The organism is Nocardia kruczakiae NBRC 101016, assembly GCF_001612965.1.
Taxonomy (GTDB): Bacteria; Actinomycetota; Actinomycetes; order Mycobacteriales; family Mycobacteriaceae; genus Nocardia; species Nocardia kruczakiae.
Window position 1 is genome coordinate 48,681 of the sequence record NZ_BDBL01000038.1, and the last position, 16,687, is coordinate 65,367.

General features: G+C 68.3%; 18 protein-coding genes. 8 read left to right on the plus strand and 10 right to left on the minus strand.

Annotated elements, in window-relative coordinates:
- Window positions 1-7: 7 nt before the first annotated feature.
- The gene (locus NK1_RS25260; protein WP_245660800.1) at window positions 8-3,370 is read right to left on the minus strand and encodes an AfsR/SARP family transcriptional regulator; all 3,363 of its coding nucleotides are present in this window, start codon (window positions 3,368-3,370) and stop codon (window positions 8-10) included.
- Window positions 3,371-3,694: 324 nt separating this feature from the next.
- Between NK1_RS25260 and NK1_RS25265 the strand changes: the two genes are divergently transcribed.
- A complete protein-coding gene (locus tag NK1_RS25265; RefSeq protein ID WP_063012565.1) occupies window positions 3,695-4,564 on the plus strand; it encodes a 1,4-dihydroxy-2-naphthoate polyprenyltransferase in 870 nt (289 codons plus the stop codon).
- A 20-nt stretch (window positions 4,565-4,584) separates the two neighbouring features.
- Here the strand turns inward: NK1_RS25265 and NK1_RS25270 are convergent, their stop codons facing one another.
- The 5 genes from NK1_RS25270 to NK1_RS25290 all read right to left on the minus strand — a co-directional run bounded on the left by NK1_RS25270 (window position 4,585) and on the right by NK1_RS25290 (window position 7,435).
- Complete coding sequence (locus tag NK1_RS25270) at window positions 4,585-4,974, minus strand: phage holin family protein (RefSeq protein ID WP_063012567.1); 390 nt, start codon at window positions 4,972-4,974, stop codon at window positions 4,585-4,587.
- An 80-nt stretch (window positions 4,975-5,054) separates the two neighbouring features.
- Complete coding sequence (locus tag NK1_RS25275; protein ID WP_063012569.1) at window positions 5,055-5,642, minus strand: Clp protease N-terminal domain-containing protein; 588 nt, start codon at window positions 5,640-5,642, stop codon at window positions 5,055-5,057.
- A complete protein-coding gene (locus tag NK1_RS25280) occupies window positions 5,642-5,863 on the minus strand; it encodes a hypothetical protein (protein ID WP_063012571.1) in 222 nt (73 codons plus the stop codon). The genes NK1_RS25275 and NK1_RS25280 overlap by 1 nt, the downstream gene beginning before the upstream one ends.
- A 113-nt stretch (window positions 5,864-5,976) precedes the next feature.
- Window positions 5,977-7,062: an L-cysteine desulfhydrase Cds1 gene (gene cds1 / locus NK1_RS25285; protein ID WP_063012573.1), complete on the minus strand. Its 1,086-nt coding sequence runs from the start codon at window positions 7,060-7,062 to the stop codon at window positions 5,977-5,979.
- 34 nt (window positions 7,063-7,096) lie between these two features.
- Window positions 7,097-7,435: a DUF4229 domain-containing protein gene (locus NK1_RS25290; RefSeq protein WP_039781158.1), complete on the minus strand. Its 339-nt coding sequence runs from the start codon at window positions 7,433-7,435 to the stop codon at window positions 7,097-7,099.
- A 222-nt stretch (window positions 7,436-7,657) separates the two neighbouring features.
- On the opposite strand from NK1_RS25290, the gene NK1_RS25295 reads away from it, so the two are divergent.
- Both NK1_RS25295 and NK1_RS25300 read left to right on the plus strand, forming a co-directional pair.
- Window positions 7,658-7,891, plus strand: a complete 234-nt coding sequence (locus tag NK1_RS25295; RefSeq protein WP_051025198.1) for a BldC family transcriptional regulator — start codon at window positions 7,658-7,660, stop codon at window positions 7,889-7,891.
- 78 nt (window positions 7,892-7,969) lie between these two features.
- On the plus strand, window positions 7,970-8,173 hold the full coding sequence (locus NK1_RS25300; protein WP_063012627.1) for a hypothetical protein: 204 nt from the start codon (window positions 7,970-7,972) through the stop codon (window positions 8,171-8,173).
- A gap of 123 nt (window positions 8,174-8,296) precedes the next feature.
- On the opposite strand, the gene dapA is transcribed toward NK1_RS25300, so the two are convergent.
- Complete coding sequence (gene dapA / locus NK1_RS25305; RefSeq protein ID WP_063012575.1) at window positions 8,297-9,175, minus strand: 4-hydroxy-tetrahydrodipicolinate synthase; 879 nt, start codon at window positions 9,173-9,175, stop codon at window positions 8,297-8,299.
- A gap of 71 nt (window positions 9,176-9,246) precedes the next feature.
- On the opposite strand from dapA, the gene NK1_RS25310 reads away from it, so the two are divergent.
- Window positions 9,247-10,143, plus strand: coding sequence for a LysR family transcriptional regulator (locus tag NK1_RS25310; RefSeq protein WP_063012577.1), 897 nt, complete (start codon window positions 9,247-9,249; stop codon window positions 10,141-10,143).
- Between the two features lie 365 nt (window positions 10,144-10,508).
- On the opposite strand, the gene NK1_RS25315 is transcribed toward NK1_RS25310, so the two are convergent.
- The gene (locus NK1_RS25315) at window positions 10,509-11,156 is read right to left on the minus strand and encodes a hypothetical protein (protein ID WP_063012579.1); all 648 of its coding nucleotides are present in this window, start codon (window positions 11,154-11,156) and stop codon (window positions 10,509-10,511) included.
- 85 nt (window positions 11,157-11,241) lie between these two features.
- Entirely contained in the window at window positions 11,242-11,925 is a 684-nt protein-coding gene (locus NK1_RS25320) for a lysophospholipid acyltransferase family protein (RefSeq protein WP_063012581.1), read from the minus strand.
- A 241-nt stretch (window positions 11,926-12,166) separates the two neighbouring features.
- Here NK1_RS25320 and NK1_RS25325 point away from each other — a divergent pair, with 241 nt between their 5' ends.
- The 4 genes from NK1_RS25325 (at window position 12,167) to NK1_RS25340 (ending at window position 15,190) form a co-directional block, all read left to right on the plus strand.
- Window positions 12,167-13,045, plus strand: a complete 879-nt coding sequence (locus tag NK1_RS25325; RefSeq protein WP_245660801.1) for a helix-turn-helix transcriptional regulator — start codon at window positions 12,167-12,169, stop codon at window positions 13,043-13,045.
- Window positions 13,046-13,084: 39 nt separating this feature from the next.
- Complete coding sequence (locus tag NK1_RS25330) at window positions 13,085-14,062, plus strand: quinone oxidoreductase family protein (RefSeq protein WP_063012629.1); 978 nt, start codon at window positions 13,085-13,087, stop codon at window positions 14,060-14,062.
- A gap of 382 nt (window positions 14,063-14,444) precedes the next feature.
- A complete protein-coding gene (locus NK1_RS25335; RefSeq protein ID WP_245660802.1) occupies window positions 14,445-14,672 on the plus strand; it encodes a deoxyribodipyrimidine photolyase in 228 nt (75 codons plus the stop codon).
- A gap of 65 nt (window positions 14,673-14,737) precedes the next feature.
- Window positions 14,738-15,190, plus strand: coding sequence for a nuclear transport factor 2 family protein (locus NK1_RS25340; RefSeq protein WP_084461537.1), 453 nt, complete (start codon window positions 14,738-14,740; stop codon window positions 15,188-15,190).
- Window positions 15,191-15,446: 256 nt separating this feature from the next.
- On the opposite strand, the gene NK1_RS25345 is transcribed toward NK1_RS25340, so the two are convergent.
- Window positions 15,447-16,625 carry a helix-turn-helix domain-containing protein gene (locus tag NK1_RS25345; RefSeq protein ID WP_063012587.1) on the minus strand — a complete coding sequence of 393 codons (1,179 nt, stop codon included), beginning with the start codon at window positions 16,623-16,625 and terminating at the stop codon, window positions 15,447-15,449.
- Between the last annotated feature and the right edge of the window lie 62 nt (window positions 16,626-16,687).

Consider the following 16,687-nt stretch of genomic DNA (forward strand, 5'->3'; position numbering starts at 1 on the left):
TGCCGCCTCAGGCGCCGAGCAGGGTCTCGAGTTCCGGCAGCATCGCGAGGACGCGCTGCGCGGCCGAACGACGGTTGACACTCGAGACCGCGTCCTGCCCGGCGGCGATCAGCTCCGTCCCGACGGTGGCCCGAGCCAGCGCCAGGTGCCGATTCCAGCGCATCGAGGAATAGTCTTGGCGGCCCACCACTTTCATTGCCAGCGCCAGCAGCGTCGCGCCGGTTTCCGGATCGACTCCGGACCGCACGAGATACGAGCCCAGCGCGCAGGCGGCACCACCGATCTGCGGGAGATCGACGAACTGGGTGAGCCGTTCCCGCGCGACCCGGGCCACCTGACCGGGCAACTCCGGCACCTCGTGCACGGCATCATGCAGAACATGGGCGTCGAGCACGGCGGCGGCGACGATCACATCGCCCGGTCCGGGCCCGGGACCGCCATTCGGCCAATCGAACAGTTGCAGGCTGCGCCGGAACGTGCGCAGACCACGCTCGATCTCGCCCTCCGCCAGTTCGAGTTCCGCCATTCCGGCGACGACCGCACCCTTGCGGTGGTTCGGCTGCGTCACCGGTTCGTCCAATCCGACGCCGTCGTCGATGACACCCAGCGCGTACTCGAGTTCCCGCCGCGCATCGACCAACTGGCCGGCGCCGACCATGGAGACGGCGAGGAAGCTACGCACTTCCACACTTTCCTCGAAGCAGCGCAACTCCTGCATCAGCTCGGCCGCGCGTTGGTAGTAGCCGACCGCCTCCTCGTATCGCGCCGCCTGCGAGGCCATCTGCCCGAGATGCTGGGAGCACATCGCGGTAGCCCACACATCGCGGCCCTCGACCAATGCGAGAGCGGCTCGCGCATCGCGGATCGACCCGGCGGTATAGCTGGCGTTCTCGCGCATATTGGCGCGCAGCAGCAGGGCGAGCGACCGGACGAGCTCGTCGTCGGCACGGGTGCCCGCCGCCATCAAACGCACTCCGTGGGCGACATTCACTCGCGTGCAGAGCATTTCGCCGAGGTACCGGATTCCGGGCGTGAGGTCGGCCGTGGCGAGCACGCGACGAGCACGGGCCCGGATCACCGCGAGGGGCCGCAGTCCGGGCTCGCCGAAGGCCAGATGCATGGCCAGGAAGACATAGCTCTGCAGTTCCAGATCCGACTCGATCCGGGTGCGCGGGCCCTCGGGCGGCGGCACCGGCACGACCCGGGGCGCCCAGCTCATCAGCTCCATATGCGCGCCACGCATGACCCACAGCATGGCGACGGGCGCGAAGACCGAGAACACCGTGCGGGAATCGGCGATCTCCACGGCATGGCGCAGCACCGCCAGCAGATTGTCGAGTTCGGCGGCGAGCGACAGCACCGTGCGGACCTGATCCGGTCCGGGATAGCGCAGTGCCGTCTCGCGCGCGAATTCCCTTGCCCAGCCGCACATCCGGTCCATCACCAGATCGGCCTCACCGGACGCGGTCAGCTGTTCCTCACCGAATTCGCGCACCGTCTCGAGCATGCGGTAGCGGGTGGCGACCATCTCGTCGTCGGCCAGTACGGTCAGCAGCGACTGGCTCACCAATCCGTCCACCGCGGCCACCGCGTCGATCGAATCCGTCCCCGCCACCACGGATTCCGCTGCGTCCAAGGAGAATCCGGCGGGGAACCGGCACAGCCGCCGCAGGGCCACCCGCTGTTCGGGTTCGAGCAGATTCCAGCTCCACTCGATCACCGCGTGCAGGGTGCGGTGGCGTTCGGGTGAGCTGCGGTCGCCCGAACGCAACAGCGCGAAGCGATGTTCGAGCCGGCTTTCGATCTCCTCCACGCTCATGGTCCGCACGCGGGCCGCGGCGAGCTCGATGGCCAGCGGCAGCCCGTCGAGGGTGCGGCACAGCCGGGCGACGACCGCCGGATCCAGCCGGGCCGAGGGCCGCACCGCCCGCGCCCGGCTGACGAACAACTCCGTGGCGGGTGAGCCCTGTGCGTCGATCGCCAAGGGCGGCAACGGATACACCGTTTCCGCCGTGATGGCCAGCGGCGCCCGGCTGGTGGTCACCACCGTGAGATGTTCACAACTGCCGACCAGGTCGGCGACCACCTCGGCCGCCGCGTCGATGAGATGTTCGCAGTTGTCCAGGATCAGCAGGATGGGGCGCAACGACAGCGCCTCGCGCAACCGGCGCCGGCCGTCGATGGTCTGGTTGCGGCGCAACACATTCGCTTCGCGGGAGTATTCGTTGACGCCGAGGACCGCACCGATGGCCGCCTCGATCTCCGCGCACGTTGCGGCGTGGCGCTCACCGGCGTCGCCGTCGGAAACGGCTCGCAGCGAGGCCAATTCGACCAGCGCCACCGCCTGTCTGCCCGCCATCCGCGCACCCAGCTCGTTGGCGACGCGGGTCTTGCCGGTACCGCCCGGACCGAGCACGGTCGTCACCCGGAATTCCTGGACGAGTTTCTCCAGCGCCACCAGATCGCCGTCGCGGCCGAGCAGCGGATTGGGGGCCGCGCGCAGGCCGAGGGCCGTATTGGGCGGCGCGGCAGCGGTTTCCGGGTGGCCGAACGGCGCTTCCGAGGCCAGCGCGTGCTGGGCGGTGGACACCCGCTGTGTCGCGGAGGTGACCGGCACGGGGTGCGACGGCACCGGGCCCACCGCCGGATGGTCGCCACGCAGAATCGCGGTGTTCAACGCGACCAGCGCCGGGCCGGGGTCCGCGCCCAATTCCTCACCGAGCCGCGTCCGCAGGCCGGCGAAGACCTCCAGGGCCTCGTTCGCCCGCCCGTCGCCGGCGAGCAAGCGCATCAGGGTGGCGTGCGCGGGCTCGTCGAGCGGCTCGGCCGCGGCCGCCCGCCGCGCCACTCGCAGCGCACCACCGAGATCCCCGGCGGCCTCCCGCGCCGCCAGTTCCAAAGTGTCCAGGGCCGACCAGCGCGCGGCCGCGAATTCGTGCAGCTCGTCGGCGACGGGGCCGGGCGGCAGATCCGCACCGGGTTCGCCGCGCCACAGCGCGCGCGCCCGCTCCACCAGGCCGAGGCATCCGGCGGTGTCACCGCGCTCGAACCGCAGCTGCGCCTCCCGTTCCAGGGCGCGGGCCAGGCTCAGGTCGACCTGCTCCTCGGTCAGCAGCAGCCGGTACCCCGCCGGGCCGATTTCCAGCGCACCCTCCGGCAAGGCCGACCGCAGTCTCGAGACCTGCGTATGCAGGGCGTTCATCGGCGCGCGCGGCGGCTGCTCACCCCAGATGTCGTCGATCAGCGCCTGGGCACTGCGGCTGCGCCCGGGATGAACCGCGAGCGCGGCGACCAGCAACCGCGCCCGGGCGCCGGGCACCGCGAGGAGATCCGCGTCGCGGCGCAGCGCGACCTCCCCCAGAAGCGCCACGCGAACATCCATCTCGGGCAGCCTTTCGTCCCGGCCGCTGCTGTCCGGCCGGGTATGCGTCGTCCCGGCATTCGCACGGGCGGAACGCGATGCCGGCCCGGAGCCGCTGTGATCAGGAAACATGCCGTCGCAATCGTATGTGACCGGTCGAATGAATATCGGGCGCTGCACCGGGGCCGACCGCTCCCCGGGCCACGCATCTCGTAGAGTTTACTCCGATATATCGTAATAATGTTGTCGACAGGGGTGTCCGGTGACGCTGTACTGCCGCCCCCGGTGACGCTGCGCTGCCGCCTTCGGGCCACCACCATTAGGCTGCCGGATATGGCTAGTGCAGCACAATGGCTCGAAGGCGCCCGTCCGCGGACGCTGCCCAATGCGATCGCCCCGGTCCTCGTCGGCACCGGCGCGGCCGCGTCGCTGGATGCCGCGGTGTGGTGGAAGGCCCTGCTGAGCCTGCTGGTTTCGCTGGCTCTCATCATCGGCGTCAACTACGCCAACGACTACTCCGACGGCATACGCGGCACCGACGACGAGCGCGTCGGCCCACTGCGACTGGTCGGTTCGGGTCTGGCGAGTCCGGCCGCGGTGCGCGGCGCGGCCATCGCCTGCCTGAGCGTGGGCGCGATCTTCGGGTTGATCCTGGTGATCACCACCGCCTGGTGGCTGCTGCTGATCGGCGCGGCCTGCCTGGCCGGCGCCTGGTTCTACACCGGCGGCAGTAAACCCTACGGCTACAGCGGTTTCGGTGAGATCGCCGTCTTCGTCTTCTTCGGCCTGGTCGCGGTGCTGGGCACCGAATTCGTGCAGGCCGAACGGCTCGACTGGGCCGGACTGGTCGGCGCGATCGCGGTCGGCGCGTTCTCCAGCGCGGTGCTGGTCACCAACAATTTGCGCGACATCCCCACCGATTCGGTGACCGGGAAGACCACCCTCGCCGTCAAACTGGGCGACACCCGCACCCGCACACTGCATCTGGTGCTGATGGTGGTGCCGTTCGTCGCCTCGCTGCTGCTGGTGATGCGCACACCGTGGGCCCTGGTGGGCCTGCTGGCGATACCGCTCGCCGTGCGATCCAACGCTCCCGTGCGCGGTGGGCAGCAGGGACCGGGATTGATTCCCTCGCTGCGCGATACCGGTTTGGCGATGCTGGGCTGGTCCCTGCTCACCGCACTGGCGCTCGGCCTCGGCTGACGAACGGCGACGCGACAGCGTCAGTCCCGGCCGCCCTCCGGGACCACGACGCCGAGCACCCAATTGACGAGGGTCACGATGACCGCACCGAGGATCGCCGCCCAGAACCCGTCGACCCGCAGGCCGTAATCGGTGGTTTCGGTGATCTTCGCCGTCAGCCACAGCATGAGGGCATTGATCACCAGCAGGAACAGCCCCAGCGTGACGATCACCAGCGGGAGCGACAGCAATTTCACGATCGGCTTGATCAGCGCGTTGACCAGCCCGAAGACGATCGCGACGCAGACCACGACGAGAATCTTGCCGCCGGTGCCCGCATCGGGCGGATCCTTCAATTCGATACCGCCGACCCAGGCCGCCGCGAGCCAGATCGCGAGGGCGTTGATCGCCAAACGGAGCAGAAGTGCCATGCGGCAATGCTAACGGCGGACGGGCCCGGTCACCGGTCGTGTGAATCCCCACGAGTCGCGGTCCTGCCGGGCCCGGCCGTTCATGCCGCGCGATCGAGCATTTCGTGAACCGCGGAGCGTAGATGCTGCATACCGTCGTCGCCGCCCAGCAGTTCCTTGGTCGTGGGGTTGGCCGTGCGCAGGATACCCAGCAGCACATGGCCACCCTCGATGCGATCGTCACCGCGCGAAACCGCCTCACGCAGCGAGAGTTCCAAGGTCTTCTTGGCGGCGCGGGAGAACGGGATGTGCCCGAAGGTCATGCTCCCACCGAGCCGGAACCTGCCGCGCCCCTTGCCCTCGGCGGGAGTGGGGTCGTCGAAGACATCCTGCCCGAAGGTCGCCTGCACGCTGTCGCGGACGGCATCCAGGTCGATGCCGATCGCTTTCAGCGCGGCGGCGTCCTCGTCGCCGAGCGGCTTCTCCGGAACCTCGCGCGACAACTTCTCACGCACCTGTTCGGCGGTGATGTCGTTGTCGCTGAGCAACTTTCGCAATCCTCGATCCGGGCACATCGCGAGCCCCAGCAGCAGGTGCTCGACATCGATGAGGGGCGAGCGCAATTCGCGCGCCTCCTCTTGGGCGACCACGATCGCGGCCCGCGGCGCTTTGGCAAATCGTTCGAACATCAGCGAATTCCGCCTCTCCGGTTGTACTTCTGGTGGACCGCCTGCCGGCTGACTTCGAGCGCGTCGGCGATCGCCTGCCACGACCAGCCCTGTTGGCGGGCGTTGGTCACCTGGATCGCCTCGAGTCGCTCGGCCAGCCGTCGCAGAGCCAGTACGGCACGCAGTCCGACCTGCGGGTCCGGACTGCCGGCCGCCGCCGCCAGCGTCGTTGCTTCACTCATATCGTCAATTTACGTTGACACTGCGGGCGCGTCAACAAAAATTGACATTTCATGCGTTCGCTTGCGGTGAACCCGAACGGGAGGCCCGGATCAGGCCGTGCGGCGGCGGCCGATCAGGCGGTCCAGATCCCGGAGGAAGTGAATTCGGTCAGGACGTGGTGGGCGCCGGCCAGGTCCAGCCCCTGCCCCGCGACCCACTCGTCGTTGAAATACGTTCCGGCATAACGATCCCCGCCGTCACACAGCAGCGTCACCACACTGCCCTCGCGGCCCGCGGCGATCATCTCGGCGATGAGGGCGAACGCACCCCACAGATTGGTTCCGGTGGATCCGCCCACCCGGCGGCCGAGCACCGCACTGGCATGGCGGCACGCGGCGATGGAGGCGGCATCGGGCACCTCGATCATCCGGTCGACCACATCGCCGATGAAGGAAGGCTCCACCCGCGGCCGGCCGATGCCTTCGATCCGCGACGGCATACCGGTCTGATATCCCGGGTCCCCGACCTCGTACCCGCCGTAGAACGCCGAATTCTCCGGATCGACCACGGCCAAGCGGGTCGCGTGGCGGCGATAGCGGATGTACCGGCCGATGGTCGCGCTCGTTCCGCCGGTACCGGCGCCGACCACCACCCAGTCCGGAACCGGATGGGTCTCCAAAATCATTTGCTGATAAATGGATTCGGCGATGTTGTTGTTACCGCGCCAGTCGGTGGCCCGCTCGGCGTAGGTGAACTGATCCATGTAGTGGCCGTCGCATTCGGCGGCCAGCCGCACGGCCTCGGCATAGATATCGGGCGCGCGGTCGACGAAGTGGCATCGGCCGCCCTGCGCCTCGATCAGCGCGATCTTCTCGGGCGAGGTCTTCGCCGGCACCACCGAGACGAAGTCCAGGCCGAGCAGTTTTGCGAAATAGGCCTCACTGATCGCGGTCGACCCCGAGGACGCCTCGACGATGGTCGTCCCCTCACAGACCCAGCCGTTGCAGATCGCGTAGAGGAATAGCGAACGCGCCAGCCGATGTTTCAAGCTGCCGGTCGGATGCGTGGACTCGTCCTTGAGATACAGCCGCACACCCCATTCGGGCGGCAGCGGGTACCGCAGCAGATGGGTGTCGGCGCTGCGCTGCGCATCGGCCTCGATCAGCCGCACCGCATTGTCGACCCACTCCCGCGAAGCACTGCGATCGCAGTACTTCACCGCAGCTCCCGCCCGCTCACTGCGCTCACTGCGTTCACTGCGCCTCTTCGCCGCGCAGGCGAGCTCGCAGGTTCGCTTTGTCGTTGCGGCGCTTCTCGTCGACCGCCGCGATGTCCTCGTTCACGCGCGCCCGCAGCCGCTTGAACAGCACGAGCGACAGCGGCATCGCCACGATCAGCGCGAACAGCAGCGCGACGATCAGCGGGATGTCGACGTTCACCACGTGTGCCACCACCAGGATGATCGCGGCGATCACGGCGACCAGGGCCAGCCGGGCCAGGGTGTACAGCGCCAGGTTGCGCGCGAGCCGCCGACCCGCCGAGGCCGGGGCCCGATCGCTCGCGGCGTCGTCGGATCGGGATGCTTCACTCACACGACCAGGGTAGGCGACGCCGCCGCACCCGTTCCGACCTGCCCGGGTCCCGCCGGATTCGATCGCCGGATGTTCGCCGGCGCGACGTACTCAGCCGTACGTATATCCGTTTTGTCTATTACTTCCCCTTTACCAACGTTAGATCGTTCGAACACCTGGGGGTCCGGGTGCAACGATGTCGCTATCTGATGAGGGATCTGTCGATTACGGAAAGGTTTGCGAATGACTGCGATCACCGCGGCGAGCCGCACGTTGGGTTCCGTCAACGGCCAGGAGGCCCTCCTGACCCCGGGCCAGGTGGCGGCGCTGTTCCACGTCGATCCGAAAACGGTCACTCGGTGGGCGCATGCCGGACGGCTGGGCTCGCTACGCACCCCTGGCGGACATCGCCGCTTCCGTGAGTCGGAGGTAATGCAGCTGCTGAAGTCGCTGACCACCGAGGCGACCCGCCCCTGAGTTCGAGAGTTCATTCTCGCGGTCACAGTGCGACAGGTACGTACACGGGATTACCCTCGATGTCAGGAGGTGAGCGACGTGGCGTACCTGTTGGCACTCATCGCGGTCGTGGCTGTCGCGGTGCTGTGCTGGAAAGCGTTCGGGCCGGAGCATGCGCCCCGCATCGGCATCGGACGGGGACCCGAGAAGCGACGTCGAGTCGTGGGTCCCGATGACGACCCCGAATTCCTGTGGCGGATCTCCCGCCAACATCGCGACCGCGATCCCGGCTCGGATCACTGACGCGCATATCCTCCCCGTGAGGTGGCCGGCGCGGGCTGGACCCGCCGCAGCTCAGGGGATCGGGCCTGGCGCCGGCTCAGGTGATCGGCTTGGCGCAGGCTGAGTGATGGGCATGCCGGAGGCTCAGCCAATGGAGCCCGCGGCGGCCAGCGCAGCCGAGACCGAATCGGCACATGCGGGAAGTAGCGGCAGGCGCACGTGCGCGCTCGGTATCCGGCCCTGCGCGGCGAGCACCCCCTTCACCACGGTCGGGTTGGCCTCGGCGAACAGCGCCCGCGCCAGCTCGACCAACCGGTTGCCGATTTTGCGCGCCGCCTCGACCCGCCCGTCCCGCCAGGCCGCGATCAACTCCGCATAGGCCGCGGGCGCCACATTCGAGCAGGTCAGAATGGCTCCCTGCGCGCCCATCGCGAGCAGCGGCGACGCGTACAGGTCGTCGCCGCACAGCACCGTGGTCCGGTCGCCGGCCGCCGCCAGCCACGCGACCGTGGTCTCGTCCACGACGCCCACGGCATGTTTGAATCCCGCGACATTCGGGAGTTCGGCCAGTTCGGTCAACGTTTCCGGATCGAGCGGCCGGCCCGTGCGATGCGGCACGTTGTAGATCAGCAGCGGCACCGGGCTCCGCTGCGCGAGCCGCCGGAAATGTTCCACCACGCCGCGCTGCGAGGGTTTCGTGTAATACGGGACCACCGTGAGCGCCGCCGCGACCCGCTCGTCCAGCGCGGTCAGCGCGAGCTCGGAATCGGCCGTCGAATTGGAGCCGGTGCCCACGATCAGCGGCGCGTCACGCTCGGCGCAGACCTGGGCGCAGATGTCGACGACCCGGCGCTTCTCCTCCGGCGTCAGGGTGGCCGGCTCGCCGGTGGTGCCCAGGGCGACGATGCCGGAGGCCCCCGCGTCGAGGACGTCGTGCGCGAGCCGGCCGAGAGCGTCGCAGGCCAGCTCGCCGTCCGCCGTGAACGGCGTGACGAGTGGAACGAAGAGACCGCTGAACGTCATGCCACCTACCCTCGTCTAGGCGTTGATTCAGGTCCAGTTCACAAAACTTCCGTTGAGATTAAGCTGAACTTATGCTTGATGTACGCCGCCTCCGGCTGTTGCGGGAATTGGCCCATCGCCGAACGATTGCTGCGGTCGCCGAGGCCGTGTCCTACACCCCGTCGGCGGTATCCCAGCAGCTCACCGCGCTGGAACGCGAGGCAGGGGTCACGCTACTGGAACGCAGCGGACGGCGCGTCACCCTCACCGCGGCGGCGCGCCGCCTGGTGGAGCACACGGAATCGGTCCTCGCGATCCTGGAGCAGGCCGAGGCCGAATTGGCCACCGCCGAACTCACCGGCGCCCTGCACATCGGCGCCTTCCCCACCGCTGTGCAGCGGATACTGCCGCATGCGCTGGTCTCGCTCAGCCGTGCTCATCCGCGCTTGGAACTGCATGTGACGGAGCTGGATCCGGCGGCCGTGCCCGCGGCACTGCGCACCGGCACGCTGGATATCGCACTCATCCAGGAGTACGACTACGTGCCCGCCGAACCGGAAGCCGGCCTGGAAGCCGAACCGTTCCTGGAGGAACCGGTCTACCTGGCCGCCCGCACCACCCAGCCGCTGGCCGCCTACCGCGAGGCGGCCTGGATCTCCGGAACACCCGGTACCCTCTGCCACACCATGACCGTAAGAGCGTGCGAGGCAGCGGGTTTCGTTCCTCGCATTCGCCACCGCTCCGACGATTTCGGCACGGTGCTCGCGCTGGTCGCCGCCGGACAGGGTGTCGCGTTCATCCCGCAGCTGGCAATTCCCCTCCACCCCGAAACCGACACCACCCCGGTCGAATTGACCCCGCTCCCCATCCGCCGCCGCACCCGAATCGCCTACCGCGCCGGCACCCGCACCCACCCCACGATCTCCGCCGCCCGCACCGCCCTGCACGCCACCACCGGAACCATCCCCCCGGTGGACGACCTCGCCTGAACTGCGGGCGTATCCCCCTGCTCGCCGAGCCGGTGTGCCGCTGCCGTCACGCCAGAGGTCGGCTGTTCAGCGGGCTCGGGGCATTCGAAAGCTGCTGCCGTTCAAAGGCTGCGGCCATTCGAAGACTGCGGGCTCAAAGGTCGCAGCCACTCGAAGGCTGCGGTCGCGCAAAGGCTGCCGCCGCCCGAAAGCAGCGGCGGCTCGAAGGCCCGGCCGCCCGAGGGCTGCGGCCGCTCGACGGCTGCCGCGGCCCAAAAGCAGCGGCCACTCCAAGGCCCGGGCCGCCCGAAAGCAGCGGCCGTTCAAAGGTTGCAGCCGCTCCAACGTTGCGGCCCGATCAAACGGCCGGTCAAGGCTCTGGCCGGTCAGAGGCTTCGGCCGTCGACCACTGTTCGGAGTTCTTCGGGGTCCCAGAAATCTCGGACGCCCGGGAGGTCGGACAGGTAGTGCAGGATGCGGTCCGGAGGCCAGCCGTGGGATTCGCCGAGTCCACCGGCCAGCATGCTGAGGTACCGTGCGGACGGTTTGGTCAGATCGACGGTCCGGGGGCTGTCCGGGGCGGTGAAGGTCAGGACCGGGATGCCGTCGACGTCGTCCACGTGCCAGAGCGTTTCGTAGTGGCCGTCGCCGAGTTGGAGCGAGCCGCGGCGGACCACCTCCTCGGGGTCGAAGACCGGCCCGTGTCCCGGTTGCCGGTGCATCTCTTGAGCCATCAGATCGCTGAACTGACCGACGGTCAGCAGGTAACCCCGCGCCGCCGCGCCGACCGGCCAGTCCGGCGGTGGACGGTGGGCATAGAACGCCACACCGCCGCTCCATACCGGACTCTGCCCGGCGAAATAGACGCATCCGGGAAGTGACAGCGGACAATTCCGCGCGGGCGGCGTGGGATCGCGGAAACCCCCGTAGAGACGCGGGGTGCCCGGCGGATTGCCGCCCGCCCGGTAGTAGGTGAACCGCTTCTCGAACAGGTTCGATCCGTAAGCGGCGTACCACACGCGCTCCGTGGTCATCGGAGCTCGGTTCCTTCCGGAATGGCCACATCCCGACCATACGGGAGGACAGGGCGAAACCTTCGGCACCTGCGATCCGCCGACCTCATTCCCGCAGGTCTTCGATGCGCCGGCGCAGGTGGTCGAGTAATTTCTCCGGATCGTCGAACTCCTCCGGATCGATGGGCGTGCCGAAATGGATCCGCACCTGCTGGCGGCGGTCGAATGCGGGTCCGTCACCTCGATTGCGGCGCATCGGCAGCACTCGGTCGCTGCCGGTGGTGCCCACCGGAACGATCGGGACTCCGGTCGCCAGAGCCAGTTTCGCCACGCCCGGCTTGTACGGCTCGGTGTCGCCCGCTGCGACCAGCCGCCCTTCCGGATAGATGATCAACACCCCGCCGTACCGCAGAATCTGTTCCGCCTGTGCCATCGCCGACTGCCCGGACACACTGTCGCGCCGCACCACCGGAATATGGCCCAGTCGCCGCACCAACCACCCGACCACCGGCCACGACCACAACTCGGCCATCGCGATGGCAATTGCCCTGCGCCGCAACGCACCCCACAGGAACACCGCGTCCAGCATCGAGATGTGGTTGCTCGCCACGATCACCGGCCCCGCCTTCGGCACCAGTTCCCGCCCCACCACGGTGACGTGCACGAAGTTCGACCACGCCAGCGTGCGCAGAATCCGCCGCACGAACTGCGTGGTGAGCCATGCCCGCTTACCCAACCCCTTGGGCCGACGCCCGGATCGTTCGCGCCGACGCCCTGATTGTTCGCTCATTTCAACCCCCCCGATTCCAACCGAACGAATTCGATTCTCCCACGGGGCACCGACATGTTCGGGCCCTGCTGACGTGCGCTGGCGGGGACCGGCTGCCGGTGGCGTGTGGACGATCGCGCACCGTGAACTTTCCGTGCAAACCTCTACGAAAAGGTGCGAAAACCGCGAAAGTTGGCGAGGTTTGCACGATTGATTCGGGCTCGAGCCATCAGCGCCTCCGCCACCTCACTATCGTGAACGAGTGAGTACTGGCGTGAGCGATGATCCGCGCGGCACGAGCGCGCGGGATCGGCGGCGGGCGGAGCTGCGAGAATATCTGCGCAGCCGCCGCGAGCGGCTCACGCCCGCCGAGGTGGGACTTCCGGAGGCCGGGCGGCGGCGCACTCCCGGGTTGCGGCGTGAAGAGGTCGCCGTGCTGGCCGGGGTAGGCGTGTCCTGGTACACGTGGCTCGAGCAGGGGCGCGATATCAAGGTCTCGGGCGAGGTGCTCGACGCCGTGGCCCGCGCGTTGCTGCTCGACGAGGCCGAACGCGCACATCTGTATCGCCTCTCCGGCCTCAATCCGCCGCAGCGCGAGGCTGCGCCGTCGGTCCCGGCTTCTCCGCAGATGCAGGCGCTGCTGGACGCATGGGCGCCGCGCCCGGGATACATCCGGGACCGGCATTGGAATTTCACCGCCGTCAACGACGCCGCGCGGCGCGTGTTCGGTTACGGCGACACCGACCACAACTGCCTGGTGTCCTACTTCACCAATGCCCGCTACCGCGTCCTGCATCGGCAGTGGGCGGAGAATGCGCCGGGCGTGGCGGCCGGGTTCCGGGCCGACTCCGCCCGTTATCCCGACGATCCCGAATTCGACCGCATCGCAACCGATCTCGCGCAGGTCAGCCCGGAGTTCGCCGAGCTCTGGGCCCGGCACGACGCCGCCGAACACAGCGTCGCGGTGAAGGCCGTCGAACATCCCGATGTGGGCTTGCTGATCTTCGACGCCACGCTGTTCCCGGTGCCCGACCACCCCGGCCACCACCTGATCCTGCACAATCCGCGCCCCGGAACCGATACCGCCGAACGCCTGGAACGGCTGTTGCAGCCTGGTGGTCTCACACCCAGGATGAGCTGACACTGCCTCCTCGCCTGCCGCGCGCCGATGATCGTCGTCATGAGCAATGCACAGATGCAGGCGATCACCATCCCCGAATTCGGTCCCGCGGAGGTACTGCGGCCGGCCACCGTCGACATCCCGGCACCCGGTCCGGGCCAGGTCTCCATCGACGTCGCCTACGCGGGAGCCAACTTCGCCGAAGTGCTGTACCGGCAGGGTGTGGTCGGTGTGCCGTTACCGTTCGTGCCGGGTATCGAGGTCTCGGGCCGGATCCGTGCCGTCGGACCGGACGTGACGGGCCTGACGGTCGGACAGCCGGTCGCGGCGCTGACCATCGTCGACAGTGGCGGTTACGCCGAGGTCGTGGTCACCTCCGCCGCCTTGGTCGCACCGCTCGACGGCCTCGACCTGAGCCTCGATGTCGCGGCGGCGTTGCCGTCCAACAGCACCACCGCCTTTCTCGTTCTCGATCGCGTGGCGCGGATCGAACCCGGCGAGAGTGTGCTGGTACATGCGGCGGCCGGCGGCGTCGGCAGCCAGCTCGGCCAGGCCGCACGATTGCTCGGTGCGGGCCGGGTGGTCGGCACCGTCGGCAGCGCAGCGAAGATCGACGTAGCTCGGTCCTTCGGCTACGACGAGGTGATCCTTCGCGAGAACATCTCCAGCGCAGGAGAGTTCGACATCGTGGTCGATATGGTCGGCGGCCCGGCCCGTCGCGCGAGCCTGGACCGGCTTCGCCCGCTGGGCCGAATGGTCGTGATGGGCAACGCTTCCGGTGCCGAAGACGTCGGAGTTTCCGCGAACGAGCTGTGGTTCACCAATAGAACGGTCTCCGGCTTCAATCTCGCCGCCTTCGCCGCCGCCTACCCCGCCGAAGCCGGAGCCGCGCTGCGCCGGGCCGTCGAAGCCGCCGCACGCGGGGCGCTACGCGTCCAGGTCGAGTCCCTGCCGTTCGACCAGGTGGTCGAGGCGCATCGACGCATCGAATCAGGTTCCAGCACAGGCAAAATGGTGTTGGCGACGGCCAGGGGATGAGGACCCGGCCGGAGTGCGGATCCCACGTCGGTCTCCTCGGTGCGCGGGGGCGTCACTCGCGGTGGGCGGTGGGTCGCATGCGGGTCGCGGTGCGCGGGTTGCCGGTCGCGGCTCGCGGATCGCCGGTCGCGGCTCGCGGATCGCGGCTCGCGGATCGCCGGTCACAGGCCGCCGGTCACGGGCCGTGGGCCGGCGGTCGCGGGCGCGGGTTGGGATTGCGGTTGGTGGATTCCCTTCTGTTGCAGCGCGACAGTGGGCCGTGGGCCTGTCGATCGCAAGCGGGGAGCGCCGTCGTTTGCGGTCTCGGCGCGCGGGTACTGCTGAGAAGCCGCACACCGGAATCTTTTTCGGCCCGGAAGCTCGCGGCACAGGAGGAGTGATCATGAACTTGTTGCTGGCTGCCGCCCACACCGATCCGGAAGCGGCCGGATTCATCCTGCGCGGCGTCAAAGGAATCTTCGTCGCCATCGGCAGCATCATCGCCGCGTTCATCTGCGCCGCCATCGCCGCCGCCAAGGGCCGCAACCCGTTCGGCTGGGGGCTACTGGGACTGTTCTTCAGCATCCTGACCCTCATCGTGGTCATCGTCATCCCGAGCAAGAAGTCCTGAACCTTCGATCCGCATGACGTCGGAGGTAATGGACGTGCGGCCCCCGCGCGGGCAGGGTCGACAGTGTGAACGATTCCGCTGCCACCCGCACCGTCGTCGAAGATCTGCTCACCCGCATGGCGGGCGGCGATCCGGAAACCATTGCCGCGCTGTACGCCCCGACGAGCGACTGGAAGCTGAACTGGCCGGAGGACGAGCACGGCCGCGCCGCCACCCCGTGGATCACACACCGCTCCACCCGCGCCGACGCGGCCGCGCATTTCCGCGAAATCGCTGAGCACCATGTTCCCGAAGAGGTCGGTACGGTGGTCGAGCGCATTCTCATCGACGGCCCGGATGCGGTGGTACTCGGCGAGATTCGCCAAACCGCACGCGCAACCGGACGCCCCTACCGCGCCCGCTTCGTCCTTCACCTCACGGTGGAGAACGGCCTGATCACCCGCCACCACGTCTACGAGGACAGCCTTGCCGTCGCCCGGGCGTTCGCCCCGGACGCCACAGCTGTCGCCGCGCCGTGAGGTAGAGACCACCCGTGGGCCGAGATATGTATTCGGAGCGGGCGAACCGTGAACTAATCGTGCAAACCTCGCCCACTTTGCGGGTTTTCCTCCATTCCGGCGGAGGTTTGCACGAAAAATTCAGCCCATGAGCGAAAGCCCGGTGACGATGCGATCTCGTCGAAGCCCAGCGCCGATCCACGCCGCGAGGTCGACCGCCGGGAGGGCCGAGATACGCGTTCGAGGTGGGCGGACCCTGAAAACGAAGGAGTTTTCGCTAGAGCCCCGCCCCGATCCACGCCGCGAACCCCAGCAACCCCTCGGATTGACGGCGCTGCGCCGCAGCGATGCCGTACACGGTCTCACGAACCGAAGGATGCAGCCGCGTCTGCTGCGGTGCGGCGGCACGGGCCTTGTTGAGCGCCGCCAGCGCTCGATCCGGCTTACCCGACATCAACCACGCGCGCGCATTGTCCTGCCAGTGATGGCCGATGCGCGGCGCGGCAACGTCGGACGGGATCCGCAGTTCCGCTCCCTCACGGGCCGCTCTGCCCGGATCACCGGCTTCCAACTCCACTGCGCAGGCATGGATTTCGACGTTGCCAGGCCCGAAGTCCGTGGTGTACAAGTCGCTCTCATGGCTCATCGGCCGTGCGATGTCACGTGCGGCGGCGATGTGGTCCTGCGCGAGTTCCAGACGACGGCCGCGCGCGGCCACGATGGCTGCCCGCAGGTGCCCGTAGCCGCGCAACACCCGCTCTCCCTCGGTGGCACCGGGGACCAACGCCATCCCTCGTGCCACCAAATCCATTGCCACATCGGTTGAATCGTGCGCCATGAGTAGCCGCGAGCGCTTCATCAAACTGCGAACCGCAAAGCCGGGGTCGTCCGCGCGCGCCGCGACGGTATCGAGCCGATCGAGTACCAGAGCGGTCAACGACGAGTATCCGAGCCGGCAGCATGCACCTTCCGCTGCTATGTAGGCCGCGCACAGCATGCCGTACACAGCGGCGCGCCCAGCATCGTCGGAAGCTGTCTCGGCGGCACCGTGCAGTCGTCGAATCAGGTTCGGCAGCAACGCAAGAGCGCGGCGCGTCCGATCGTTGTGCAACGCAGCTTCGACGGAGTCGAGTTCTGCGCGCAACTCCGCGGCGGTCGTCGGCTCCAGTGCCCGCACATACGAACCTTCGGCAAGTACGGCGCGCAGCTCGGGCAGGCCTTCGAGGGGTCCGTCCTCTTCCAGCGTCTCGAGATAGGGCGTGCCCTGCAACCTGTCCGGGTCTATCCCCAACGCCCTGGATACCGCCGCGATGAACCCCGGTGATGCCACCTCTCGGCCCTGCTCGACCGCCTTCACCATCGACAACGAATAGTTCGCGCGCGCCGCCAACTGACGCTGCCCCAGTCCCGCGATCTTGCGCTCGGATGCGATCCGCCGCCCCACGTGTTCGCCCATGCACCGAGAGTAGATCGATACCGCCGCCCTGTCCCCCTGTCCCTTCACTGGTCTTCGAGGCT

Bases quoted from the DNA above. Each gene is read 5' to 3' on its own strand.
- NK1_RS25265 (WP_063012565.1), top strand. From the start codon at position 3,695: ATGGCTAGTGCAGCACAATGGCTCGAAGGCGCCCGTCCGCGGACGCTG.
- NK1_RS25270 (WP_063012567.1), bottom strand. From the start codon at position 4,974: ATGGCACTTCTGCTCCGTTTGGCGATCAACGCCCTCGCGATCTGGCTC.
- NK1_RS25275 (WP_063012569.1), bottom strand. From the start codon at position 5,642: ATGTTCGAACGATTTGCCAAAGCGCCGCGGGCCGCGATCGTGGTCGCC.
- NK1_RS25280 (WP_063012571.1), bottom strand. From the start codon at position 5,863: ATGAGTGAAGCAACGACGCTGGCGGCGGCGGCCGGCAGTCCGGACCCG.
- NK1_RS25295 (WP_051025198.1), top strand. From the start codon at position 7,658: ATGACTGCGATCACCGCGGCGAGCCGCACGTTGGGTTCCGTCAACGGC.
- dapA (WP_063012575.1), bottom strand. From the start codon at position 9,175: ATGACGTTCAGCGGTCTCTTCGTTCCACTCGTCACGCCGTTCACGGCG.
- NK1_RS25310 (WP_063012577.1), top strand. From the start codon at position 9,247: ATGCTTGATGTACGCCGCCTCCGGCTGTTGCGGGAATTGGCCCATCGC.
- NK1_RS25315 (WP_063012579.1), bottom strand. From the start codon at position 11,156: ATGACCACGGAGCGCGTGTGGTACGCCGCTTACGGATCGAACCTGTTC.
- NK1_RS25320 (WP_063012581.1), bottom strand. From the start codon at position 11,925: ATGAGCGAACAATCAGGGCGTCGGCGCGAACGATCCGGGCGTCGGCCC.
- NK1_RS25330 (WP_063012629.1), top strand. From the start codon at position 13,085: ATGAGCAATGCACAGATGCAGGCGATCACCATCCCCGAATTCGGTCCC.
- NK1_RS25335 (WP_245660802.1), top strand. From the start codon at position 14,445: ATGAACTTGTTGCTGGCTGCCGCCCACACCGATCCGGAAGCGGCCGGA.
- NK1_RS25345 (WP_063012587.1), bottom strand. From the start codon at position 16,625: ATGGGCGAACACGTGGGGCGGCGGATCGCATCCGAGCGCAAGATCGCG.